At 40.1% G+C, this 25,143-nt stretch carries 24 protein-coding genes and 2 pseudogenes; 7 read left to right on the top strand and 19 right to left on the bottom strand.

Going from position 1 to position 25,143, the window contains the following annotated elements:
* The first annotated feature begins 237 nt into the window (after positions 1–237).
* Positions 238–981, top strand: a complete 744-nt coding sequence (gene prpE / locus BM126_RS01455) for a bis(5'-nucleosyl)-tetraphosphatase PrpE (protein WP_090987510.1) — start codon at positions 238–240, stop codon at positions 979–981.
* A 154-nt stretch (positions 982–1,135) separates the two neighbouring features.
* Here prpE and BM126_RS01450 read toward each other — a convergent pair whose 3' ends face one another.
* The 4 genes from BM126_RS01450 to BM126_RS01435 all read right to left on the bottom strand — a co-directional run bounded on the left by BM126_RS01450 (position 1,136) and on the right by BM126_RS01435 (position 4,136).
* On the bottom strand, positions 1,136–2,056 hold the full coding sequence (locus BM126_RS01450; protein ID WP_090987508.1) for an RluA family pseudouridine synthase: 921 nt from the start codon (positions 2,054–2,056) through the stop codon (positions 1,136–1,138).
* An 18-nt stretch (positions 2,057–2,074) separates the two neighbouring features.
* Positions 2,075–2,869, bottom strand: coding sequence for an NAD kinase (locus tag BM126_RS01445; RefSeq protein WP_090987506.1), 795 nt, complete (start codon positions 2,867–2,869; stop codon positions 2,075–2,077).
* Positions 2,870–2,899: 30 nt separating this feature from the next.
* Positions 2,900–3,529, bottom strand: a complete 630-nt coding sequence (locus tag BM126_RS01440) for a GTP diphosphokinase (RefSeq protein WP_071351972.1) — start codon at positions 3,527–3,529, stop codon at positions 2,900–2,902.
* Between the two features lie 235 nt (positions 3,530–3,764).
* Positions 3,765–4,136 (bottom strand): UPF0738 family protein, encoded by a 372-nt coding sequence (locus BM126_RS01435; protein WP_090987504.1) that lies wholly within the window; start codon positions 4,134–4,136, stop codon positions 3,765–3,767.
* A 713-nt stretch (positions 4,137–4,849) separates the two neighbouring features.
* Between BM126_RS01435 and BM126_RS01430 the strand changes: the two genes are divergently transcribed.
* The 4 genes from BM126_RS01430 (at position 4,850) to BM126_RS01415 (ending at position 7,672) form a co-directional block, all read left to right on the top strand.
* A complete protein-coding gene (locus BM126_RS01430; protein ID WP_090988358.1) occupies positions 4,850–5,437 on the top strand; it encodes a CYTH domain-containing protein in 588 nt (195 codons plus the stop codon).
* Between the two features lie 20 nt (positions 5,438–5,457).
* The gene (locus BM126_RS01425; protein ID WP_090987502.1) at positions 5,458–6,120 is read left to right on the top strand and encodes a lytic transglycosylase domain-containing protein; all 663 of its coding nucleotides are present in this window, start codon (positions 5,458–5,460) and stop codon (positions 6,118–6,120) included.
* Positions 6,121–6,359: 239 nt separating this feature from the next.
* On the top strand, positions 6,360–6,764 hold the full coding sequence (locus tag BM126_RS01420) for a globin domain-containing protein (RefSeq protein WP_090987500.1): 405 nt from the start codon (positions 6,360–6,362) through the stop codon (positions 6,762–6,764).
* Entirely contained in the window at positions 6,761–7,672 is a 912-nt protein-coding gene (locus BM126_RS01415; RefSeq protein ID WP_090987498.1) for a ClpXP adapter SpxH family protein, read from the top strand. The genes BM126_RS01420 and BM126_RS01415 overlap by 4 nt, the downstream gene beginning before the upstream one ends.
* Positions 7,673–8,176: 504 nt before the next feature.
* Here the strand turns inward: BM126_RS01415 and BM126_RS21810 are convergent.
* The 3 genes and pseudogenes from BM126_RS21810 to BM126_RS01405 all read right to left on the bottom strand — a co-directional run.
* Positions 8,177–8,339, bottom strand: a pseudogene (locus BM126_RS21810) (IS1595 family transposase); the annotation flags it as partial.
* 122 nt (positions 8,340–8,461) lie between these two features.
* Positions 8,462–9,094, bottom strand: coding sequence for a type 1 glutamine amidotransferase family protein (locus BM126_RS01410; RefSeq protein ID WP_090987496.1), 633 nt, complete (start codon positions 9,092–9,094; stop codon positions 8,462–8,464).
* A 74-nt stretch (positions 9,095–9,168) separates the two neighbouring features.
* Positions 9,169–10,131, bottom strand: a complete 963-nt coding sequence (locus BM126_RS01405) for a helix-turn-helix transcriptional regulator (protein WP_090987494.1) — start codon at positions 10,129–10,131, stop codon at positions 9,169–9,171.
* A 90-nt stretch (positions 10,132–10,221) separates the two neighbouring features.
* Here BM126_RS01405 and BM126_RS01400 point away from each other — a divergent pair.
* Positions 10,222–10,701 (top strand): annotated as a pseudogene (locus tag BM126_RS01400) (Tn3 family transposase).
* Between the two features lie 42 nt (positions 10,702–10,743).
* Here BM126_RS01400 and pepF read toward each other — a convergent pair.
* The 7 genes from pepF to BM126_RS01365 all read right to left on the bottom strand — a co-directional run bounded on the left by pepF (position 10,744) and on the right by BM126_RS01365 (position 19,182).
* The gene (gene pepF / locus BM126_RS01395) at positions 10,744–12,558 is read right to left on the bottom strand and encodes an oligoendopeptidase F (protein ID WP_090988356.1); all 1,815 of its coding nucleotides are present in this window, start codon (positions 12,556–12,558) and stop codon (positions 10,744–10,746) included.
* Between the two features lie 151 nt (positions 12,559–12,709).
* On the bottom strand, positions 12,710–13,915 hold the full coding sequence (locus BM126_RS01390; RefSeq protein ID WP_090987492.1) for a competence protein CoiA: 1,206 nt from the start codon (positions 13,913–13,915) through the stop codon (positions 12,710–12,712).
* 409 nt (positions 13,916–14,324) lie between these two features.
* A complete protein-coding gene (locus BM126_RS01385) occupies positions 14,325–14,594 on the bottom strand; it encodes a hypothetical protein (RefSeq protein WP_090987490.1) in 270 nt (89 codons plus the stop codon).
* A gap of 196 nt (positions 14,595–14,790) precedes the next feature.
* A complete protein-coding gene (gene cls / locus BM126_RS01380) occupies positions 14,791–16,302 on the bottom strand; it encodes a cardiolipin synthase (RefSeq protein WP_256212938.1) in 1,512 nt (503 codons plus the stop codon).
* Between the two features lie 123 nt (positions 16,303–16,425).
* On the bottom strand, positions 16,426–17,097 hold the full coding sequence (mecA, locus tag BM126_RS01375; protein ID WP_090987486.1) for an adaptor protein MecA: 672 nt from the start codon (positions 17,095–17,097) through the stop codon (positions 16,426–16,428).
* Between the two features lie 389 nt (positions 17,098–17,486).
* Positions 17,487–17,882, bottom strand: a complete 396-nt coding sequence (gene spxA / locus BM126_RS01370; RefSeq protein WP_071353177.1) for a transcriptional regulator SpxA — start codon at positions 17,880–17,882, stop codon at positions 17,487–17,489.
* 721 nt (positions 17,883–18,603) lie between these two features.
* Positions 18,604–19,182 (bottom strand): GNAT family N-acetyltransferase, encoded by a 579-nt coding sequence (locus tag BM126_RS01365; RefSeq protein WP_090987484.1) that lies wholly within the window; start codon positions 19,180–19,182, stop codon positions 18,604–18,606.
* 163 nt (positions 19,183–19,345) lie between these two features.
* Between BM126_RS01365 and BM126_RS01360 the strand changes: the two genes are divergently transcribed.
* Positions 19,346–19,534 carry a hypothetical protein gene (locus BM126_RS01360; protein ID WP_090987482.1) on the top strand — a complete coding sequence of 63 codons (189 nt, stop codon included), beginning with the start codon at positions 19,346–19,348 and terminating at the stop codon, positions 19,532–19,534.
* A 177-nt stretch (positions 19,535–19,711) separates the two neighbouring features.
* Here the strand turns inward: BM126_RS01360 and BM126_RS01355 are convergent, their stop codons facing one another.
* From BM126_RS01355 to opp3b, 5 genes are all read right to left on the bottom strand, one after another.
* Entirely contained in the window at positions 19,712–20,899 is a 1,188-nt protein-coding gene (locus BM126_RS01355) for a putative glycoside hydrolase (RefSeq protein WP_090988354.1), read from the bottom strand.
* A 246-nt stretch (positions 20,900–21,145) separates the two neighbouring features.
* Positions 21,146–22,087: an ABC transporter ATP-binding protein gene (locus BM126_RS01350; protein WP_090987480.1), complete on the bottom strand. Its 942-nt coding sequence runs from the start codon at positions 22,085–22,087 to the stop codon at positions 21,146–21,148.
* Positions 22,087–23,130: an ABC transporter ATP-binding protein gene (locus BM126_RS01345; RefSeq protein ID WP_090987477.1), complete on the bottom strand. Its 1,044-nt coding sequence runs from the start codon at positions 23,128–23,130 to the stop codon at positions 22,087–22,089. The genes BM126_RS01350 and BM126_RS01345 overlap by 1 nt, the downstream gene beginning before the upstream one ends.
* 17 nt (positions 23,131–23,147) lie before the next feature.
* The gene (gene opp3C / locus BM126_RS01340; RefSeq protein WP_090987475.1) at positions 23,148–24,176 is read right to left on the bottom strand and encodes an oligopeptide ABC transporter permease; all 1,029 of its coding nucleotides are present in this window, start codon (positions 24,174–24,176) and stop codon (positions 23,148–23,150) included.
* On the bottom strand, positions 24,176–25,105 hold the full coding sequence (opp3b, locus tag BM126_RS01335; protein WP_090987474.1) for an oligopeptide ABC transporter permease: 930 nt from the start codon (positions 25,103–25,105) through the stop codon (positions 24,176–24,178). The genes opp3C and opp3b overlap by 1 nt, the downstream gene beginning before the upstream one ends.
* Positions 25,106–25,143: the final 38 nt, after the last annotated feature.

The following is a 25,143-nucleotide window of genomic DNA, read 5'->3' as shown; positions in this document are numbered from 1 at the left end:
TAGTACTTAATTCAAGTATAACAAAAATCAGCGCAAAGAAACACCTTTGGGGTGTTTTTTATTCTGCTGTACATGCGCTCTCTTTCCTTTTGAAAACCAATAAGGATAAAACAGGCTGCGGGATGAAATTTGCCTCCATGGCCTATACTAGATGGTGAGAAACATAGCCTGTTTTTATTAAAGCAGGTGGTGGTACTATAGATGTATCGAGTGAATGAAGCATTAGGGGGAGTTTTTATGAAAATAGATATTATCGGAGACATCCATGGCTGTTTTGATGAATTTGAGTCACTCACAAAACAGCTTGGTTATGACTGGTCAAAAGGATACCCTGTTCATCCGGATGGCAGGATTCTCGGATTTGTTGGAGATTTGACCGATCGCGGGCCACATTCACTGAAGGTCATTGAAGTTGTTTATGAATTGGTTCTTATACATAAGCTTGCTTTGTATTCGCCCGGTAATCATTGCAATAAGCTTTATCGTTTCTTTTTGGGAAACAAGGTGCAGATTACATATGGCCTCGAAACCACTGTAGCAGAATATGAAGCCCTGCCTGCAAGGAGCCAAAAGAAAATCAGAAAGAAATTCATGGATCTTTATGAGCAGTCACCACTATATCAGATTGCTGACAGCCATTCGCTGATTATTGCACATGCTGGCATAAAAGAAGATTATATTGGCAAGACATCAGATAAGGTAAGAACCTTTGTCCTTTATGGAGACATCTCAGGCGAAAAGCATCCTGACGGCTCACCGGTAAGGCGTGACTGGGCGAAGAGCTATAAAGGAAAGCCATTAATTGTCTATGGCCATACCCCAGTTAAAGAGGTGCGGCATATCCACAACACCTTTAATATTGATACAGGCTGCGTTTTCGGCGGAAAATTAACCGCCCTGCGCTATCCTGAACTCGAAACCGTATCAGTGCCATCTTCCATGCCATTTCTTCCTGAAAAATTCCGCAGTACGTTTGATTAAGACAAGCTCGCTGTATGCTGAACAAAACTAAACAAAAACCTCCTGGCAAGACCATCACAGGAGGTTTTTTGCATGTGCTCTATTAAACATGTCTGTTGATTAGAAGTTTTGCGGCATCATACTGAAAATTAACTGCGCTTTTTTTTAGACATATTCATAGCCTTTTAATTGAGGCAAGCAGCTTTTTCATATCTTCCGGCAGCGGTTCTGAAAATGTCAGTTCCTTGTTCAGGAATGGATGATAGAAAGTCAGCTGGCTGCAATGAAGGGCCTGGCGCAAAATGGCCTGCCGGCTGCCTCCATATAAATCATCCCCTGCAAGAGGATGGCCAAGATGGGAGAGATGCACCCTGATTTGATGGGTGCGGCCGGTTAAGAGCCTGAGCTTCACATGGCTATAGCCTTCATAATAGCCCATTACCTGGTAGAGTGTGCAGGCATATTGCCCGTCCTCCCTCACTTCTCTCTCGATGATGCTGTCAGGATTTCTTCCTATAGGGGCCTCTATACGGCCCGACTCACAGGACATGGACCCTTCTGCAACGGCATCATACGTGCGTTTTACGCCACCGGCTTTTTGCTGTTCACTAAATAAATGATGGACATGCCGGTGTTTGGCAATAAGCAAAAGGCCTGATGTATCCCTATCGAGCCTTGTGACAACATGGACGGTGGATAGCAGCCCTTTTTCCTGATAATATCCGGCAAGTGCGTTTGCCAGGCTGCCATCTGGATGTTCACGTGAAGGGATTGTATTCATGTAAGGAGGTTTAACAAGAACCATGACATAATCATCTTCATATTTAATGGAAAGCGGCAGTCTCTCAGCCTTTAATCCTTCACTGCCGGCTTCGGGAGGAAAATGCACTTCCACCTGGTCACCCTCATGAAGTGAATATCGTACAGTTGCTTCAAGGCCATTCACCAGGATCCTCCCGCCGCCAAATTTAATGGCGGTAAGAGCCCTTTTTGAAATATCCCGGCCTGATAAGAATTCGCGGAGCAGCTTTCCTGACTGCCCTTTTTCCACCCTCCAGCTTAAGGTGAAATGCTGTTTGCTGCTGTTGTTTGACATGAAGTTTGCCATAGCTCCTTAGTTTGCAATGAATGAATCGTGTACTCTCTTCCAAAAAGGAAAGGGACGAAACCGTGCAAAACGTATTTTTTCATCTGCTACGCGATATTGAATGGATTTTACATCCTGATGAAGCAGGGAAAGATGATCAACAGTGATCTGGAAATTCGCATTATTTACCGGGCGCAGCATACAGGTATGGTGCGCAGGGAGCAATAAAGGAGATCCGATTGTCCTGAATACCCGGTTATTGATTGAGGCCATTTCAGCAAATTGAATGGCATCAAAGGATGGATGGATAATCGCGCCGCCCAAAGCTTTATTATAAGCTGTGCTTCCTGTTGGGGTTGAAAGACACAAGCCATCTCCGCGGAAGGTTTCAAAATGCTGCCCCCGGATTTCCACATCCATGACAAGTGTACCTTCCACACATTTCACAGTGGATTCATTCAGGGCAAGGAACCTTGATTCACGGCCTCCATGCTGGTACCGGATTATCACTTCCAAAAGAGGATATTCAACAACCTGGAATGGCGTTTTAGCCACTGCAATGACAAGCTTTTCAATCTCGTCCGGCGTCCAGTCTGCATAAAACCCAAGATGGCCTGTATGGACACCGACAAAGGCGGTCTTATCAAGCCGGTTTTTATATCGGTGAAAAGCATACAGCAATGTCCCATCGCCTCCGACTGAGATGACAATATCCGGCTGGTCGTCATCATATTCAAGATTGAAATCCTGCAAATATGTTCGCATTTTACTCATTAATGTATTAGATTTTGTATCCCCTTTAGAGGTTATGGCAAATTTCATGATAATCCTCCCTTCCCTTCTGTGCAATCTTCAGAATTCCTGGCCATCCTTTTTCCTTGAAAACAGCCTTTGAGCTTCTTGTATTTCCAGCCTGATTTCAGACATCTCTTCATCCAGCAGGAATGCTGCTTCAGATGCCCTTTTGAGCCGAATTTGAATATCCTCAGGAAAATCTCCGCGATATTTATAATTTAGCGAGTGTTCAATCGTCGCCCAAAAATTCATGGCGAGTGTCCTTATTTGGATTTCAACAAGGATCTTTTTTTCGCCGTGTATCGTCTGGACCGGATAACAGATGACAACATGATACGATCTGTATCCGCTTGCCTTTTTATTCGATATGTAATCTCTCTCTTCGATGATTTCAAAGTCATTCCTGGCCCTGAGCAGCCCGACCACCTGTGATATATCCTCAACAAATTGGCACATCATACGAAGGCCTGCAATATCCTGCATTTCCTCAGATAGCTTATCAAGCGGTATATTTTTTTGGATCGCCTTATCGAGAATGCTGACAATCGGCTTTACTCTGCCAGTGACAAATTCAATTGGCGAATGAACATGGCTTCGTTCAAACTCCGCTCTCATTCCTTTTAATTTAACCTTTAATTCATCTACTGCTTTTTTATATGGAGCTAAAAAATCTTCCCATTGTTCCATAAGCCGCCACCGCCTATCCCTGCAAGCCGGGCAGGATGGCAGGCTCAGCAGCAGTCCGGGAATAAAACCCTGACTATCGTCAAACCTGCTTCTCGCTGCTTTTGCCGGCTGCCGTAATATTTACCTGAATAAAATGTAACTTCCCCTATGCCTCTGATTGTTATGAAACCAATTAGACATTTACGGCAGTCATGTCAGTTCTTAAGGTCTGCATTTATATGACATTCATTGCCTCTTAAATCGCAAACGTTTTTTCTACCTTATCAGAGAATTCTTCTCCATAGTTGCTGTTTCCTTTAATATTATCTACTAAGTATTCCAGTTCTTCATATATACCCTTTAATTCGAGGGTATTATCACCTGCTTTGACAACAGCAGGCATTTTTTTCTCCCATGCGGATTTAAGCGGAGCCCAAACTCCCTCATGCAAAGAAATGTATGTATATCCTTCATCAGTTTCAGTTAAGTAAATAAATGCAAAATGATCGGAATCAACCAGCATTTGTTCTTTTGGATGCAAGGAAGTTAAGTTAGCGGTTTCATCCGCAAACAGCACCAATGTGCCATCAGATATTTTTGCATCTTGTATCATAATCGTTTGTCTCATCATTCATCCTCCCCAGTTAACGTATATATTTTATCACAACCCATACACGAATCCTAAAAATCAAGATTGCTTCTTCAAAAAAAAATAGGGATAATATAAAAAGCGTAAGCGCCTGTTCAGCTTGTGAAGCAAATAGGGTTTTTACCTCCGAAGGCGTTCTTTGCCTTCTGAGGTAAAAACATCTTTTGCACAGCAAGCTAGGCGCTGGAGCTGGATTATAAAAAAAGCGTAAGCGCCTGTTTAGCCTCGACAAGCATAAGACGCGTAAGAATAGAAGGCGCCCTTTGCCTTCAATTTTGATGTGGCTTATGACCTCGAGAGGCTGGGCGCTGAAGCTGGATTATATATAAAGCGTAAGCGCCTGAGTAGAAGAACAAAGACTAAGAACGCCGCGTCCTGCGGCAACGCCTTTGTGACCCCCTTCCATGGGGGCCCTCGAACAGCATAAGACGCGTAAGAATAGAAGGCGCACTTTGCCTTCTCTTCTTGCGTGGCTTATGACCTCGAGAGGCTAGGCGCTGAAGCTGGATTATATAAAAAGCGTAAGCGCCTGTTCAGCTTGTGAAGCAAATAGGGTTATGTCGAGCTGGATTATATAAAAAGCATGAGCACCTGCTGGAATTAAAACGGCTTACTGCCTTTCATCTCTTGTGCCTCATGGCCTAAAGAGGCTAGGCGCCGAATTATATAGTGATGGGAAGGGATTGGATACAGTGGATCAGCATATAGAAATTGAGTTTAAAAATTTACTTTCTCAAGAGGATTTTAATAAATTAACAAACTATTTTAATGTTAAAGAAAGTGATTTCATTCTTCAGGAAAACCACTATTTTGATACTCCAGATTTTGCCCTGAAGAATCAGAAATCTGCACTGCGGATTCGTGTCAAACAAGGAAAGCATGAGCTTACATTAAAACAGCCGGCACGTGATGGATTGCTGGAATCCAATCAGCAGCTCACCCCCATGCAGGCAGAAGCTTTTCTAAATGGGGAAAGCTTTCCGGAGGGTGAGATTCAGCAGCTCTTGATTTCAGTAAATGTAAATCCCCAACAGATTGAATTCTTCGGCACATTAATAACCAGCAGATTTGAATTTCCTTATAAAAACGGACTGCTTGTTCTTGATCACAGCCATTATCTTGGCACAGAAGATTTTGAAATGGAATATGAAGCGCTAAGCAGGTCTGAGGGACAGAAAATTTTCTCTAGACTTTTGGAAACACTTCAAATTCCTGAAAGAATGACCGAAAATAAGGTTAAGAGATTTTATCTTCAAAAAATGAAAAAAATGAGCGAATAAAACTTTCTGAGGTGAATTCAGTGAATATACAAGATGTTAAATTAATGCTTCAGCTGCAGGGGCTAAATAACCTTAACCCTTCAAAAAGCCTGTCTGATTCAAATGACTCAGGTTCTTTCGGGGATATGCTGGCAGGCTTCCTTGACAGCGGATCACAGGGGAATGCCTCGCAGTTTTTAGGAGAAGTATTGAATACTATTGAAAACCTGCCAGCTCTCTCAGCTGTCCAGCCTTCCCTTTCCTTGCCCACTTCCCTGCCCCCTGTTTCACTTGCATCATCCAATGCAAATGCTGCACCGGACACTAAGGGAGATTACAGCGGTATAATCAGCCAGGCAGCCTCTCTTTATAATCTTCCCGAGAAGCTGATTCATTCTGTCATTAACCAAGAGTCAGGTTTTAACCCTAATGCATCAAGTGCGGCAGGCGCTTCCGGACTAATGCAGCTCATGCCTTCTACTGCACAGGGACTTGGCGTAAAGAATATATTTGACCCAGCTGATAATATAATGGGCGGGAGCAAATACCTTAGCCAAATGATGAACCGCTACAACGGAAATACGGAGCTTGCTTTAGCTGCGTATAACGCCGGTCCGGGAAACGTGGATAAACATGGCGGAATTCCTCCATTTAAGGAAACACAAAATTATGTGCAGAAAGTTATGAACAGCTATTTAAGCTGACCATGCAAACAAAAGTCTTTGCTGTTTATGAGTATGGATGTGCTTCATTCTGAAGTGATGTGCCTATCATATACATGCATAGGCTTTTTTTTACTAAATTAAGAAAACGCTTACAACATTGTCTGTTAAGCATTTTCTTAACTTGAGCTGGAGGGGCAAAGCTGAAAGTTTGAGATATTCTAAGTCACTTGATAAAATATTTATATTAAATCCATTCTTTCTTTAAAGGAGTAATCCGCATGGCACAAGGAAACCCTACACCCTATGAACTGATTGGAGAAGGGCTATTACACAGGTTAATTGATGTATTTTACTCCAAAGTAAGCAAGCACCCGGATTTAATACCCATTTTCCCTGATGATTTGTCTGAAACTGTACGCAAGCAAAAGCAGTTCATGACTCAATACTTAGGCGGACCACCGCTTTATACAACAGAACACGGCCATCCGATGCTCCGGGCACGGCATATGCCATTTAAAATAACAGAAACCCGTGCAGAAGCCTGGCTGTCTTGCATGCGGGAAGCAATGGATGAAACCGGACTTGAAGGTGACATCCGCGAATTTTTTTACCATCGTCTTTACTTGACCGCACAGCATATGATTAATTCTGCACAAACGGACGAGAAAGGAGAAGACTTTTGAGCTCTCATAAACCGAACTTCAATGTTACCGAGTGGATAAAATCACAGCATTGTTATGGTATAGGAAAAAAGCCCATAGAAATATACGTATTTGTTGACCCCTTATGTCCTGAATGCTGGGCACTTGAGCCGATAATTAAAAAGCTCCACATTGAGTACGGCCAACTATTCAGCATTAAACATGTAATCAGCGGCAAATTGGCAACTCTTAACGCGGGAAAAAATAAATCCTATGAAAGTCTTGCCCAGGTTTGGGAAAAAACAGCCAGCCGGTCAGGCATGTCATGCGACGGCAATTTATGGCTGGAAAATCCGATTGTTTCTCCCTACAGTGCTTCTATTGCCATTAAAGCGGCTGAACTGCAGGGCAGATTACTGGCAGCACGCTTTTTGAGAAAGCTGCAGGAAGTACTGTTTCTGGAAAAACGCGATATTTCAAAAATAGATGTGCTGATTGAGATAGCCGGCAGTGTCGGTTTAGATGTCGAGGAATTTAAGAGAGATATAAATTCTTCGAGTGCTGCAAAAGGCTTTCAATGTGACTTAAAGATCACATCCGAGATGGAAGTAACGGAAATTCCATCACTTGTATTTTTCAATCATAATATCGATGAAGAAGGAATTAAGGTTTCAGGCATTTATCCTTATGACGTATATGTTCATATTCTTGAAGAAATGCTTACTGAACTGCCTGCTCCTGCAGATCCCCCTTCATTGGAGAGTTTTATCCGTGTCTTCAAATTAGTTGCCTCAAAAGAAATTGAAGTGGTATACAATATGAGTAAATCACAGGTTGAAAAAGAAATGAAAAGGCTCGTTTTAAAGCAGGTAGTCAAAAAGGTTCCTGCAAAATACGGTATATTCTGGAAATACTCAGAAGAAGCCGAAAACTGCACACCCCCGAATTAAAAGCAAGCTGCTTTTTGATTCGGGGCTTTTTTCTGCATCCTGCTCCGCATAAGAAAGAAGGCCCTGCTAAAAAATAGCAGGGCCTTCTTTATCTATTTATACGAACAAAGGGGATGGGAGAAATTTTTCACGATCAAACAAAGGGGTATAAGTTTGCTGTGATCAACCTCACTACTGTAATATATCAGAAATCATGCATACGTTACAAGGTGTATGTGTACTTCTTCACAATATTGTCATAATTAAAGAAACCAAGAATAATACCCCTGTCTGGACATAGCTTGTAATAAACGAAATTTCCGGGGTGACTGATTTTGAAGATACTAATTTTGCTTTTAATTCTTCCATGTGCACTATTCATCCAGTTATTAGGCATTATGCATCTCATTCCTCTATACTTAAGCTCCAGCGTTTTATTTGTAGCATTGTTTCTTCTTATATTAAGCATGAATTCCCGCAAAAGGTTTAAGGGATTTTAACTGTTATATACCAGCCAATATTTCATTTTCCCTTTTCTGAGTATAGAAAATAGGTCTTGTCCATTTCTGCGATGCCTGAAAATTGTTCAAATCCATTTGTTTAAGTGCTGAGAGTAACTTATAGCTCCAATAAAACAGAGTAACAAGTGTACCTCAATAATCTCTGATGCTTTGCGTAAAGAATATCCTCAATTATAATTCATTGGGGTAGCGTCAGGAAAATGCAAATTTACAGCGATAAGGCAATTCCAAATTAAAAAGCCCACCTTCTCTACAAATCAAAATAGAAAAAATGAGCTTTTCAGTTAATTCATTTATTTATTGAATTCATTAACTGGAAGAAGTATTCAGGTTTATGAGTCTTATTTAGGTTATACCATGAATGTAATGCATCTGGCGTAAATACATCTATTTTTTTCAGTACCTCCATTGCAAATTCCAGAGGAGCTATTCCTGACGCAGTAACTAAATTCGCATCAGATACCGCAGATTCCAACTCATAAAACTTTTCCCCTTTATAGTTGGGACATACCATTTTAGTATAATCCAGGTTATTACTTGTATGCTTTCTAGTATCTAAGTATCCCATATTCGCGAGGCCCTCAGTTGCACCACAAATTGCAGCAACAATAGTGCCAAGCTTTAAAGCTTGGCCAATTCTTTCCAAGATAGGCTGATGAATTTCTTCGCTCCAAGTAGTCCCTCCTGGTAAAATTAAAAGATCATTACTCTCAAGAGTACATTCATTAAGGGAAATATCTGGCTTTATGCTCAGTCCTCCCATAGTAGTTATCTTTTCTTTATTAGCTCCTACTGTAATTACTTTTAAAGGTGCTAAATCTTTTTTGAAATATCTTCCTGAGTTTAGTTCAGCAATTAAATATCCATATTCCCAGTCCGACATTGTATTAAATACATATAGATAAACTTTTTTTGTTTGCATCCAATAACACTCCCAATCCAATTTATATAGCAATTATAAAATAACTTCCCTGACAGTTAACGTCAGGGAAGTTATCATACTTGATAAAAATTTATTAATTCCGACAGAATTTCAATAAGTCTTTTCTTAAGACTTATTGGCTCAATAACTTTAATAGATTTATTGTAGGGTAAAAGTAAATAAGGTACATATGTATGCATCATATCTTTTTCAAGAAGAAAAACTGCTTGATTTGAAGTCCGTTCTTGTAAATAATGTCCTAAAAACCAATGTTGGCAAATATCAGCCAATACACTATTATCCCCATTAATAACCAAAGAAATAATCCCTTCCTTATCTTCTATAGCTGGAAGAAGACTTTTTATAAAAAAGTCACGTGCTGAAAAATTTTCTGGCCGGTTAAACTTATGTTCGGTTAGCATTAGACTTTCAATTCGATCTATTCTAAAACTACGGATATCATTCCTAAGATGACAAAATCCAATCACATACCACTTATTATTCCAATAGATAATTCTGTACGGATCGACCAATCTATAATTTAATTGCTTTTCGCCACTTTTATGATAAAGAATTTTTACTGAGTACCCGTCAGCTACGGCCTGCTCCAACTCCTTCAAAAAAGGTTCCATAGAGAGTGAACTTAATCGACTTATTACTTCAAGACTAGTTAAATGTTGGTTTATCTTTGTTTCCTGCTCTTGATTTGAATATTTACTTAGTTTTGAAATGGCTCTATTTAGTGCTTCACCTCCATAATATCCCGCTTCTTCTGCAAAAACAGCAGCGTGAAATAGTGAAGTTTGCTCCTCAAAATCAAAAAAAAGAGGAGCCTCAATAAAATTGTTCAATAAAGTGTATCCACCGTTATGTCCTGGTTCTGAAATTATAGGTACGCCACTTGTTGAAATTGTATCAATATAACGATACACAGTCCTTATATTCATCTCTAACTTTTCTGAAATTTGTTTTGCAGTAATTTTTTCACCTGAACGAAGCATCCATAGAATTGCTAATATATTGTCAATTTTAGGCATAAAATTCCACCTCTTTATGAAATTTATTTTCCGTTATATATTTCCGATTTTTGGTATAACTCATCGACTGTTCCTTTCCGGTCCCTTATTATGGGGAAATTAGGTTCTTACTCTAGACAATACAGCTTAGCTGCAGCCTTACGCGAAATGACGAGAATAGAAAAAACAATTTTTATTCTTAATTACATTTCGGATGAATCTCTAAGAGGCAAAATGCAAAGAGGATTGAATAAAGGAAAAGCCATGAATGAACTGGCAAGAACTATTAAAACAAGGAGAGCTTAGGGAACGAACCATACCATACAGCATCAGCTACAAAGAGCTAGTGCTTTAGATATAATTATAATTGCCATCAGTATTTGGAATACTCTACATCTAACAAAAGCCTTTGAATATCAAAAGCGGACAGGCAGTTTTAATGAAGACTTATTGCACCATATGTCATCTTCAGGCTGGGAACATATTAATTTGATAGGGGAATACGATTTTAATTCGGAGAAAGTGATTTCACCGCCCGACCCGCGAAAAAAGCGAGCATCCTGTAGCCGAAAACAACCCCCAAAAACATAGCCGAAGAGGGTGCTTCCACAGCACCCTCTTCTTTATTCATATTTAAGATAAAAGTGATTCCAATTCATTCAGTTTTTCCTCAAATACTTTCAGAGCTTCCCTGACAGGCTCAGCCTTGGTCATATCGACCCCTGCCTTCTTCAGGACTTCAATCGGATAATCAGAGCTTCCGGATTGAAGGAATGCAATGTAGCGATCTACTGCCGGTTTGCCTTCTTCAAGAATCTGCTTGGAAAGAGCAGTTGCTGCACTGATGCCTGTTGCATATTGATACACGTAATAATTGTAGTAGAAATGCGGGATCCTAGCCCATTCCAAACCGATTTCCTCATCAATTACAATGTTGTCTCCAAAGTACTTCTTATTGAGATCATAATACTCTTTAGTCAGCATATCTGCAGTCAGGGCTTCCCCATTTTGCGCTTTTGTGTGAATGATATGCTCAAATTCAGCAAACATTGTCTGGCGGAATAAAGTGCCTCTAAAACCTTCAAGATAATGATTCAATAAATAAATCCTTTTCTTCTCATCATCGATTGTCTTGAGCAGATAATCGTTCAAAAGATTTTCATTGCAGGTGGATGCTACTTCTGCAACAAAAATTGAGTAATTCCCATATGGATATGGCTGCATTTTTCTTGTATAGTAGCTGTGGACCGAATGGCCAAACTCGTGGGCCAGCGTAAATAAATTATTTACATTGTTCTGCCAGTTCATCAGGATATATGGATTTGTGCCGTATGCTCCAGAGGAATAGGCACCGCTTCTTTTACCTTTATTCTCCTGAACATCAACCCAGCGGTTTTCAAAGCCTTCCTTCAGAACTTCAAGATATTCCTCACCAAGCGGCTCTAGACCTTTTAAGACATACTCTTTTGCTTCTTCGTAAGAAACTTCCATTTTCACTTCTTTAACAAGCGGAGTGAAAAGATCATACATATGAAGCTCATCAAGCCCAAGCACCTTCTTCCTTAAGTCAATGTATCTGTGAAGAAGGGGCAGATGTTCATTTACTGTCTGAACCAGGTTGTCATAAACACTTTCAGGAATAGTATTATTGCTTAATGCAGCATGGCGTGCCGAATCATAATTTCGTGCTTTCGCCGTAAAATTCTGTGCTTTTACCTGGCCTGACAGTGTACTTGAAAAGGTATTCTTGAATTTATCATATGTAGAATAAACCCCTTTAAATGCATCTTCCCTTACACGGCGGTCTTCGCTTTCAAGAAAACGGATATACCTGCCATGGGTAATTTCCACTTCATTCCCCTCTTCATCCTTAATGACAGGGAAAGTTAAATCCGCATTGTTCAGCATGCCAAACGTATTGGAAGAAGCATCGAAGACTTCTGCAGCCTGAGCGAGAAGTGCTTCTTGTTCTGCAGATAGCACATGCGGACGCTGAAGATTGATTTCCTCAAGGGAATGCTCATAAAGCTTAAGCTCTTCGCTCTCTTTCAGGAATTGCTCTACCTTGCCCTCATCTAAGCTCAAAAGCTCAGGCACAATATAGGAAAATGCGCTTCCAGCCTGTGCATATAGAGTTTTTGCGCGGTCATCCATTCCCTGATAAAAAGAATTCGTTGTATCCTGGTCATAGCGCATATGAGAGTAAGCATATACCTGCCCAAGCTTTTCAAATACTTTATCCTGGAACTGCAGAGCAGCAAATAGTTTATTCGCACTTTCTCCCAGTGTACCTTTGAAAGCATCGGCTTTCTTCAATTCTTCTTTAACTGTTTCATATGCAGCTTCCCAATCTTCTTCTGTAGCAAAAATATCTTCAAGCTTCCAGGTTTGTTCAGCTTCCACCTCGCTGCGTCCTGGCAGCGTACTTACTTTTGTTTGCTGTGTCATAAAAAAGTCCTCCATTTCTGTTAAAAGCACCTGTTTTTCTTTCATTCCCATAGCAGGATCTTTATTTACTAATTCTCCATTTTGAGCTGAAATCCTGCTTTTGTCCGAATACCGAAATAAATTCTTCCCTTATATAGCCTTCCATTCTAGTTTACTCCATTCCCCTACTTAAAATCATTGATTTGAACTTCTCATAAAACACTTTCTCCATCATTACGCTTTCCTCGCAGTCCCTTGGTATATTTATTTTTCTATTGACCTTAAATATCCCCCTTCCTTTTTCCTTTAGGATGCCTGTTTTAGCAAGAAAGCCGGCATAATGACTTAATGGCACCATGTAATTACAGTCTGATTGTGGAATAAGAGGCAGGTTCCTTAAGCGAATATGCCCTCTTTTTACCCGCTTCAAAAAGGCTTCGGCAAAGTGCTCGATATGAATGTATTCATTGACTTCTTTCTTTACAAGAAGATCTGTATAAAGCCAGGCCTGCCAATAAACAGCAGGCGTTTCTATGATTTCTATAGAAGGAACAGGCAAACCGATTTCCGGAGGAAGTGCGGACAGAGACAGGCGGTTCAGGTAGAGAGATTGATGAAAGGGGTGTGAAGATTTTGCGGTGTATATGCTGTTAAGGCACCAGGAATGCCTCTTAATGCGCCATTGTTCAACAATGCTGTGATAATCAGGGAGCGGAGCCATTAATTTAAGGGGAGAGATTTCACCTAGAGGATAACTTTGGTGTTTTGCAAAAGCCGTTCGTGGCGAAAAAGGAGTAATACCATAAAACAGGCCAAATTGCTGTGTCACGGGGCAGAACGTAATTATCAGGGGTTTACAGCGGGGACTGCATAAAAAAAGCCAATGATACCTTGAAAAAGAAAATAAGGAACTGCCTGCTTTCCTGATATTCTTTTCGGCCAATATCCAAATGGGCGTTATATTCTGACTGACATAGGCAGCGGTTCTTTTCATAAATTCATCCTGGGATATGACGGAGCATTGAAATTCAATTGCGTATCTTTTCTTCCTGCTGCAGATAAGTATATCTGCTCTCTGCTTGATTTCTGGAATATAACATTCCAGAAATACTTCCAGCCCCGGCCTTTTGCACCATTCAAAAATGCTTCTTTTTCCTTCAAGATGATAGGGGGATTCAGGCTCTGATGAGGCGGCACATTCTACTTTTTGTTTATGGGCAAAATGAGGAATTTTAATATCTCCAGCCTTTAAAATCACCGGAGCTTCGCAGCAGGGGCAATAATACCCCTCTCCCAGTTTCCAATCCTCAATTGCCTGCTTGGTCATTTTATAAGGAAGCGTAACAATTGTTCCGTCCCTTTTTTTCGCAGTCAGCATATTCCTCCTCCTTTTCTGCTATACATTCTTCCTGGCCATGCTCATTTCCTTTTATTTTCACAAAAAGCTCTGTTAAACGATGCTGTTGGTTTTATAGTAATGCTCTTGTCTTAAAGATTGTTTTTTAAAATGAGTTCTGTGAGGCGGTCTCGTTATTAAATAAGGTTGATTGGAGCGTAAGCTGCGAGACTCCTGCTTAGATTAGCGGGAAGGTGAGACCCCGCAGACGCAGCAGAGGAGGCTCACCTCCCGCCCCGCGGAAAGCGAGCATCCTGGAGAGGAAATCAGCCCCTATTCCATAGCAGCAAAGTTTATGAAACAAAAACAACCTCAGTAAAAAAAAGAACCTTATTGGTCCCTCTAATATTCACTTATTGCACTAAAAAACCTTTAGTGCAATAAGCGGTAATCAAAAATGATTGATATTATTGATATTAGGCGGGGGATTTTCCATAAATTCTTTCATCATATCCTCTGCAGGTCTTTTGTTATTTGCCTGTTTTGTTTTTACAATCATCACGATCGCTATTACAGCGATGATTAAACTGAAAACATAAGCCAGTTTAAACTGAAAAAAAGAAGTACCTTTTGCATATCCATCGATAGCTAAGACCAGAAAGTGCCAACAAATAGTGCAAACAATGTCCAAAAGCAGTAAAATTCCTCCTATTACTTTCATCTACACACCCCCAGTTATCACCAAAATTATAACATATTTTGTATTCGCCATTGTATATAATCTTCTAAACTGCACCAGTGCAAGAACAGAAAATGGCTGCAGAACAGCTTCCTTCAAGAACTGACACATAGAACTCAACAAAAAAAGCCTGAGGAAATCCTCAAGGCTTTTTTTGCAGCCTTCTTCACCCTCCCGCTCATAAAAGCGGTGATAGCAGCCGTGAAGTTGACTCGATTAATTTTAATCCGATGTTCCTCTTCGAAAATGTTTCGCTATGGAGTTCTCTTGAAACAAGCATATCCTGCAGATAATCATTCACAAGCTTTTGGGTGCTTCTAGTTCTATACAGGAAGGCATTTACTTCAAAATTCAGATGAAAGCTTCTCATATCCATATTAGCAGTCCCTATTGAAGCTAGTTCGTTATCGACAATTACAATTTTACTGTGCATAAAGCCATTTTTATATTCAAATATTCTTACTCCTGCCTCCAGCAGCTCAGGAAAATAGGAGCGGGAAGCATGATACACGATTCGCTTATCGGGATTTTTCGGAACCAGCAGCCTGACATCAATACCGCTCAAAGCTGCAATTTTCAGCGCCTGAAAAATATCTTCATCTGGAATGAAATAAGGAGATGCAATCCAGACAGAGTCCTTTGCTGATGTAATCATGGAAAAGAAAATACTTTTGATCACTGTCCATTCATTATCAGGACCTCCTGCAATCATCTGTACACCGCCATGGCTATTTTCAATCGGGAGATTCGGGGACATATAATCGTCTGTTAAAAAACTGCGGTCAGTGCTGTAGTACCAATCCTGAAGAAATATCAGCTGCAGCGTGCGCACTGCTTCTCCCTTGGCCATTAAGTGGGTATCCCGCCAAAAGCCGAAATGTTCGTTCCTTCCTAAATACTCATCGCCGATATTCAATCCTCCCATGAATCCGACAGATCCATCGATAACAATAATTTTCCGGTGATTCCGGAAATTAAATTTGTTATTCAAAAAAGGCAAATGTACAGGGCCAAACGCCACAGTTTCTACACCAGCATTTTTAAGCTCCTGAATATAGTTTCTTGAAAGCTTCCAGGAACCTACAGCATCATATAAAAACCGAACTTTAACACCTTCCTTTGCTTTCTCCACCAGGATATCCTTGATTTCAGACCCAATCTTATCATGGCGGACAATGTAGTATTCCATGTGGATATGATGTACAGCTTTTTTCAGCTCCTCAATAATGGATGAGAAGGTTTGCTCTCCATTGGTCAAAATCCTGGTTTCGGTAGCAAAAGAGATGGGGCTGTTGCCAATCCGGTGTGCCAGGTTGAATAAATTCCGCTGATGGTCACCCATCCTCATGATCTTCTCTTCAATTGCCTCCGGTTCGCCAGCAATGCTCTGATAAGCTTGTTTATCTAAAAAGAACTTTTTCCTGAACATTTTTTCTTTCCTGTAGTTCCTGCCGAACAAAAAATAAAAAATAAAGCCAACAAGCGGAAATGCTCCAAAAACAATCAGCCATGTCAACGTTTGGGCAGGATGCCTATTTTCAAGAAAGATGATAAATCCTATAATAAATAAAGAAATCGACAATAAGAGGCTAAAGTAGCTTAATATGTCTCCGTCCAAGCTTTTTCTGAATACAAACCAAATTCCTGCCAGAATTAATGCCAGCAGCAGGACACGAAACGTATTTTTCAATAAAAGACACCTGCCCATTTTCTAAAAGTGTATCTTGAAAGTGCCTGCTATCTCAATCTAAGGTGCATGCAAAGTTTAGTTTAAAGCAAAAAAAGCCGATTCCTAAACGAAATCGGCTTTAAATCAAGAAAAGTATTTATAGACCGTATCGAAAACATCATTTTCCATTACAACTTTCCCATACTCCTGAAGCATGTGAACTGTAATCGGCGATTCCTCGCTATATTCTAAAAGAATGCTCAGGATATTGTCTATTTCCTCTTCTTCGATATCCTCTTCAGAAAATTCTATATAAAGAAAATATTTATCACCGTAGGCATACAGTTTAGTATTTAAACCATCTAATCCGCTTCGTTCACTGAGGGCAATTAAATCTTCAAAGTCTTTAAATTCAGTGATAAATTCAATAAATCCATCTTCAAACTGGACAGTCGAGTACTCCTGCTGCTTCCCCTGAAAATGCTGATCGAGCAGGGATTCAATTTTTTCATCAACAGGAAGGTCTTTCATTTTTTCATCTGTTAAAGGAAGTTCAATTTTCTGCCCATCCTTCGTCAGCTGCGCTTTTGTTACTAAAACTTCCAGCCCTTTTTCAAGCGCCTGCACCTGAATCCACAGCGGGCCTTCAATCATGAACTCTTCTTCCTGATGAACTTCATCCATCATTTCCCAGAAAAGTTCTTCACTTCGTTCCCTGCTGTACCAAATTTCCTCCCGGTCAAATCCTCTTTCTTCAATATCTATATATGAAATATAAAACTTAACTGTATCATCATTAATTCGTTCGATTTCCACTATTCTCCCTCTCCCTTCTGGTCACATTTTGAAGGGATAATTACCCCCGAGCTGTTTAGGCTCTTTATATTATCTTTACCCATCGAGCCAATTTTGTAACCACCAGCACGATGGTAAAAAATATTCTAGTTTTATTACATTTTATGATAAAAGCATGAATAAGGGAAATAAAAAAGCTTACATTAAGAAAAACAATTGTTTGCCTATAGTCCATTCATTTTACAAAAAAATCAATTAACTTGCAAGGCACGGATATTCCCCGCAAGTTACTATAGAAGCATATCCCATTATTTCACTTTTAAAGGCTATTATGCCCTTCTTTTGTCTTACTCCTGCTTCCTGAGAAAGACAAAAGCCCAATCACTATGTGACAGGGCTCATCCATTTTTCTAGTTAACCATTCGCTGTGCTTCACGCAATTGGAAGGTACGGACCTTCCGGGGCAAGAAGCGGCGGATTTCATCTTCGTTATATCCGACTTGCAGGCGTTTCTCATCTAATATAATCGGCCTTCTAAGCAAGCCAGGGTTATCTTTGATGATTTTATATAACTCTTGCAGTGGCAAGGCTTCTAAATTTACATTTAGCTTTTGGAACGTTTTTGATCTTGTTGAAATAATTTCATCCGTTCCATCTTCAGTCATACGAAGAATTTCTTTAATTTCCTCAATAGATAATGGTTCAGAGAAAATATTTCTTTCGGAATAAGCAATTTCATGCTCCTCAAGCCACGCTTTGGCTTTTCTGCATGAAGTACAGCTCGGTGATGTATATAATGTTACCATGTTAAAATCACACTCCCTAAGTATAGAATCGGCGATCTATGATGGGAAATCTAATGTATCAGTTATATTTCCAATTTTATTTGAAATAACTTTAATTAAGTAATTTCTATTAATATTATACACTAAAAATCTCGAATTGAATAGAACTTATCTAAAATAGAAAACTGCTGTGTTTTTTCCTGTATTACAGGCCCATTAGCTAAAAACAATGAAATGGCTTAATAATTTAACTTGCCTCCATTGATAAAATGAAGGGCATTTTCTCAATTAACACCAATTTTCCGTGAATTTAATTTTTATCATATATGTATGATGTACCCGCTGTCATAATTTTTAAAACGCATAAAAGGGCATTTTATAAAAAGTTTCGCTTTCCTCTTGCATAAATCCTCTTTTATCTGTAAAAATAAATCTTTTTTCCCAGTACAGGGAGAGCAGGTCCGAGTCCAGGCACCATGAAGCAGACGACGGAAGGGATGAGATCAGCAGTATTTAGTGGTTATTGTATTGAACTGCACTTGAATTTGTTAAATGCACGAAAGCATTGGTTTTTTGAAGGAAGTAATCATTTGCTGCCAAATCCTGAAATCTGTATGAAATAATATAAAACATCTTTTCTAAGCATAAAAAAAGCCGTGCTTATTCAAAAAATATCGAATAAGCACAGCTTTTAGCTGTTATGTCTTAGTATCTGCGGCCCTTTGCCATATTTCTCTGCATATTAATTTACTGCTTCAAGTATATCTTCTTCATCCCCGCTTTTTTGAAGCTTCAATACTTCCTCAGACGGCTGATATTCTTTGCCGTAAAACTGAAGATCCTTATACGTATGGATTTCCTTGTAAACTACTTTCATATCTTCAAAAATTTCACTTTCGCTCACAGGACTTGATGACCAATATAAAATTTCCATGCCATTGATCTTATTTGTTGCAAGAGATCGCCTGCGATAAGAAATGGAAGACGCATGTACAAATCCTGCACGTTTATAAAAACGAAGCCTTTTTTGTGAATCCTGATCCTCGTCACTCGCAGGTTCCACTTCCAGCAGGATTGGTTTTTGTTTATCCTGCAGCTTTTGAATAAGTTTCTTTCCAAGACCCTGTCCCCTGCTGTTTCCTGACACAAACAGGTAATCGATGAAAATAAACTCATCTGTTTCGACATACATTAAAACATGGTTCAGCCCTTCATCCTTTTTGTAAATAGAAGCCTTTTCCTTCAATAATGTTTCCATATGCTCTTTTGATTTCATTTCCTGTATAGGAAAGTATTGATTTAATTTTTCATACCAATTCATAAAAAATACTCCTTTCGCCTATTCATGGTTGTAAATTTTTCCTTTTCATCCTAATACTGATTATATACAATGGGTATAAAGCATCTTAGGTTCGGTACCATTGAGTTAATTAAAGGGGATTATGATTCCGCATTGTTAAGCAGTTTAATTTAGGAGGTTGGTTATGGCTGGCTATCTTGTTGATTTGGTGATTTTCTCACTGTTGGTAATTGGAATTACTGCTTTTAATGGTGTCTTGACAAACAGCATCGGAGAAAAGCTTTTTGGCGGAAAACAGCGCACGGAAATATCCAGCCGTTCTGAAGGAATTCAAAGCGGCTGGCGGAGCGTTGGAGGCAGGAAAAAGCATTGATTGCAGAACGTTTATGCTTTTTCTCATAATTTAAGGTGCTTGCCGCTTATATTGCGGCAGGCTTTTTATGCGTAAGCAGCCTATTCTATGATCCTCCATCGCTGTTTTAGTTCCTGTTAATAGTATGAGTACCCTGCTGCCTATTCATTCTAAACATCAGCCCGCTTAGCAGACATTTTACGGGGTATAATCAACATTTTCTGAATACGTATTGCCCGCATTCCATAGGAGATATTCTTTTATTCCGCTGTCTTTAAGGGCCCGAATTTGGTCTTCCACCTGTTTCTTGCCGTATTTTTGATAATTCCCGGCTCCAAGATAAGAAGCAGTGAAGTCTTGTATCCACGGCCTGGATTGAGGAGGAGTTTTCAGTGCTGCCAGTTTTTTGTTTTCCAGCTCTCCATACTTTTTCAGCAGTTGATATGGCTGCAGGTCAGGTTTGGAAATGCCAAAATACGAAGTCCAATGGCTAGGATAAACCATAGAGGAAATCACATCCACATTCTCTGCTATCTTTGAAAAATTTTGCCCTATTCCGGGTGCCTCAGGCAGTGTGGCCGTATATCCGAAAATATCTGCAGATACCTTAACTCCATACGGCTTTAATTTCCCTCTTGCATATTTAACAAAATCTGTAACCGCTTGCACCCTTTTGTGGGCGTTATCCATCTTCAGATTTTTATATGGCCCCATACTGTATTTTAGTGTCTTATCCCTTTTTTCAAATCCTTCAGGAAAACGGACGTAATCGAATTGAACTTCCTGAAACCCCATCTTTGCTGCTTCAATGGCGATTCCGACATTATAATCCCATACCTCCTTCAAAAAGGGATTAACAAAAGATTCTCCCCTTCCGTTCTTCCAAAGTTCCTTTCCCTCTACATAGGATAAGTCTGGCCTTGCTTTAGAAAGCACAGAATCCTTAAATACAACAACCCTTGCAATTGGATAGATTTTCTTTTTCTCAAGTACCTTCAGCATGCTCTTGGGATTGCTTATGTAGTTCTTTCCAATTCTCGCATATGGCGAATGATGATCTTCAGGTTTATATGTAACATTTCCAGTATCGTCTTTCACATCGATGACCATTGAATTTAATTCTGTTTTATCAACAAAATCAACAAGCTTTTTGAACCGTGATCCCCCCGCAGAAAATCCAGTAACATAAATGCCGCGGACTGCATCCGGATATTTAAAATCCAGGCCGGAATTGTATGTAAAGCGAGACAGTGCATCCGGCAGTTCTTTCTTAGCAAGAGACACTTCGTTCTTCCCAAAATTGCCGTTATTTTCGGGCTCATCTGCATATACAGAGAGCGGCAATGAACTTGCTAATAATAAGCTTGCCAGTAATGTTTTTTTCATCATGCGAATGCCATTCCTCCTCTCTTTTACTCTTTTATACTTTCCAGGCGGTACAGCACCTCCCGGAAGAAAACAGAGCTTAATTAACTAATACCACAATTCTGGCAAAAATAAGCATAATTTCATATTTTTTCTTCACTTTTGACGCGGTGTATTCTAATAGGTCTAATGGCAAAAAATCAATATCGGTCTTTAACAGATAAAAACGGCAAATGAAAAACGGCCTCTTCTGGAGACCGTTTTTCATTATTGGGAGTGCATAGCTTTATACTGTTTATATTCTGTTTCAGAGCAATATACAAAATGCCCTGGACGGACTTCCCTCATCTTCAGCTCTTCACCCTCAGAGTAATTGTGTACTTTCGGATTATAGACAATACGCTTTCTTTTTCTTTCGCTTTCAGGATCTGGAAGCGGAATCGCTGAAAGAAGCGATTGAGTATAAGGATGGATGGCATGGCTGTATAAATCTTCACTTGGAGCTACTTCAACCAGTTTGCCGAAATACATGACACCGATGCGGTCGCTGATATATTTAACCATTGAAAGATCATGTGCTATGAACAAATAGGTTAATCCGTGTTCGATTTGAAGTTTCTTCAGAAGGTTGACAACCTGTGCCTGGATTGACACGTCGAGCGCAGAAATCGGCTCATCAGCGATAATGAATTCAGGCTGAACAGCAAGTGCTCTGGCAATACCGATACGCTGGCGCTGGCCGCCGGAAAATTCATGCGGATAGCGGTTTGCATGTTCACGGTTTAAACCGACTGTTTCAAGGAGACTGTACACACGCGCCATTCTTTCTTTCGGATTCTTGGCTAATCCATGAATATCAATACCCTCTGCGATAATGTCAGCTACTTTCATACGAGGGTTTAAAGATGCATAAGGATCCTGGAAAATCATTTGCATTTTGCGGTTAAAGTCTTTTAACTGAGCTTTTGATTTTTTTCCATGAACGTTATTACCATGAAAAATAACTTCACCGTCTGTTGCATTATAAAGCCGGATGATTGTTCTGCCTGTAGTAGATTTTCCGCAGCCGGACTCTCCAACAAGACCGAATGTCTCACCTTTGTAAATATCGAATGAAACATCATCAATTGCTTTTACCATGCTTGGTTTTCCTACATTGAAATATTGCTTTAAATGTTTAACTTCAACCAATTTTTCACGCTGTTCCATTATTTACCCTCCTGCTCTGCTGAAAACTGTGACATGCGTTTTTTAACAGCCTCAGGCGGTTCAACATAAGGGGCATCTGGATGCAATAGCCATGTCGCTGCATAATGTGTATCAGAAACCTTGAACATTGGCGGCTGTTCCTCTAAATCAATTTGCATAGCATACTGGTTCCTCGGAGCAAAAGCATCTCCTTTAGGAGGGAACAACAGGTTTGGAGGTGTTCCAGGAATTGCATACAGCTCTTCATCATTGGAATCAAGGCTCGGCATGGAACTGATTAATCCCCATGTGTATGGATGTTTCGGGTTGTAAAAAATCTCATCCACTGTTCCGATTTCTACAATTTTCCCGCCATACATAACAGCTACACGGTCGGCCACGTTTGCCACAACACCCAAATCATGGGTAATGAAAATAATGGACGTATCAATCTTGTTTTGCAGGTCTTTCATAAGCTCGAGAATCTGCGCCTGAATGGTTACATCAAGTGCTGTCGTTGGTTCATCAGCTATTAAAACCTTCGGATTGCAGGCAAGAGCAATGGCAATGACCACACGCTGCCTCATACCGCCAGAAAATTGATGCGGATACTGCTGAAAGCGCTCTTCGGCATTTGGAATCCCAACCAGTCTAAGAAGCTCAATTGCTCTCTGCTTTGCAGCATGTTTAGAAAGGTTTTGATGCCTGACGATTGGCTCCATAATCTGTTTACCGATTTTTATTGTAGGATTCAACGATGTCATAGGATCCTGGAAAATCATCGATATATCTTTACCGCGGATTTTCTGCATTTTTTTATCAGAAAGCTTGGCTAAATCCTTGCCATCAAAAAGAATTTCACCTTTTTTGATTTCAGAATTGCTTTGAGGCAGAAGCCGCATAATTGCTTTTGTAGTAACAGACTTGCCTGATCCGGACTCGCCGACAATCGCAAGTGTTTCACCTTTTTTAACACTGAAGTTTACTCCGCGGATGGCTTGTACCTCACCAGCAAAAGTATGGAAAGATATGTTTAAGTCTTTAACTTCCAAAATATTTTCCATGAATTTCCCCCACTCTCTTAATCACGCATTTTTGGATCCAATGCATCCCGGAGTCCATCTGCAATCATATTGAATGCAATCATTATTAAACTGATAACAATTGCTGGAATGATCATTTCATGAGGATGCAGGCGAATTACCTTGTATCCGTCATTTATCAATGTACCAAGAGAAGCCTTTGGTGCCTGCAGCCCTAATCCGATGAAGCTTAAAAATGCTTCGAAGAAAATTGCATTCGGAATCGTAAACATCGTGTTGATGATGATTACACCAGATAAGTTAGGCAATAAATGCTTCGAAATGATTTTTCCATTTGAATTCCCCAAAGTTCTGGAAGCAAGAACAAACTCCTGCTCTTTCAGCTTAAGGACCTGCGCTCGCACTACCCTCGCCATACCGACCCAGCCAGTGATGCTCATTGCCACCGTGATTGAAATAATGCCCGGCTCAAGAACAAGGATCATCAAGATAACTACAATCAGTGTCGGGATTCCAGATAATATTTCTGTAATACGCTGCATTGTATTATCCAGCCGTCCCCCGAAGTAGCCTGAAATTGCCCCATAGGCAACACCTATGACCATATCAATCAAAGCTGCCAGAAAAGCAATATATAATGATGTTTGAGTACCCTTCCAGGTCCTAGTGAACAAGTCACGGCCAAGTGCATCTGTACCAAACCAATAATATTCTTTTACATTTTTTTGTTTATACATATCCATTTCAATGCCCGCCGGATTTTTCTTAATACCATCAAATGGAAGCCAGCTTATATTTTCCAGGCCTTGAATTTTCGGAGGAAGGTTTTGGTAGCGGACGTTTTGTGCATCAGCATCCCTTCCGCTGATCATTGGGCCGATAAATGCCATAAGGATCAGAAGTATCATCAAATACAGGCTGATGACTGCCCCTTTATTCTTTTTAACTCTCAGCCATGCATCCTGCCAAAAGTTCAAACTTGGTTTATTGATATTTTCACTTACTGAAGAATCAATGACAGCAGGAGCAAATCTTTCTTGTGCAATTTTCTCTTTCTTAATAGCCATTATTTTTTACCTCCTGACAGCCTGATGCGAGGATCGATAACTCCATATAAAATATCCACTATCAAGATAATTACAACGAATAATGCAGCAAACATTAAGGTTGTTCCCATAATGACATTATAATCATTAACCTGGATAGACTTTACGAACTGCTCCCCGATGCCTGGTATAGCAAAAATCTGCTCAACTACAAGAGAACCAGTCATAAGAGCTGCTGTTAATGGGCCAAGGACTGTTACTACTGGAATGAGCGCATTTCTTAATGCATGCTTGAACGCAATATCGAAGAAGCTTGCGCCCTTCGCTTTGGCAAGCGTAATATAATCCGAACCCAAAACCTCAATCATTTCTGTTCTCATGAAACGGGCAGCAATAGCAATAACGAACATGCTGAGCGCTATTGTCGGAAGAATTGTATATTCAAACCCCTTCCAGAAAAGAACTGGAAACCATCCCAGTTTTAAAGCAACAAAATATTGAAGCAGCCCTGCAAAAACAAAGTTTGGAATCGCCTTACCGGCAACAGCCAGGAATGTAGTTGAATAATCCACCCATGTATTTTGCTTAATGGCAGCCAATACACCAAGAATGATTCCGACAATTGAACCGAATATCATTGCCTGGATTCCAAGCTGGAAGGATGGCCCAATTCTTTTAGAAAGCAATTCAGTTACCGGAGTATTACCAAATTGGAAAGCTGTGCCCAAATTCCCCTGTGCAAGGTGGCCGATATATTTGGCATATTGCACCGGTACAGGATCGTTGAGACCATATTGTGTTTTCATGATTTCCAGCTGTGCTGGCGGCAATTTCGCAGCACTGGCAAATGGTGTTCCCGGAATGATCTTCATTAGAAAAAAGGTTGCGGACGCAATGATGAACAGTGTCGCTATCATGTAGAAAACCCTTGTTAATAGATAACGGATCATAAGCGCACCTCCTGTTTAATTTTAATTTTCCCTATATT

Origin of the sequence: Bacillus sp. OV322, assembly GCF_900112495.1 — a bacterium.
In the GTDB taxonomy this organism is placed as follows: domain Bacteria; phylum Bacillota; class Bacilli; order Bacillales; family DSM-1321; genus Peribacillus.
This window is presented reverse-complemented; position numbering and strand designations above follow the sequence as displayed.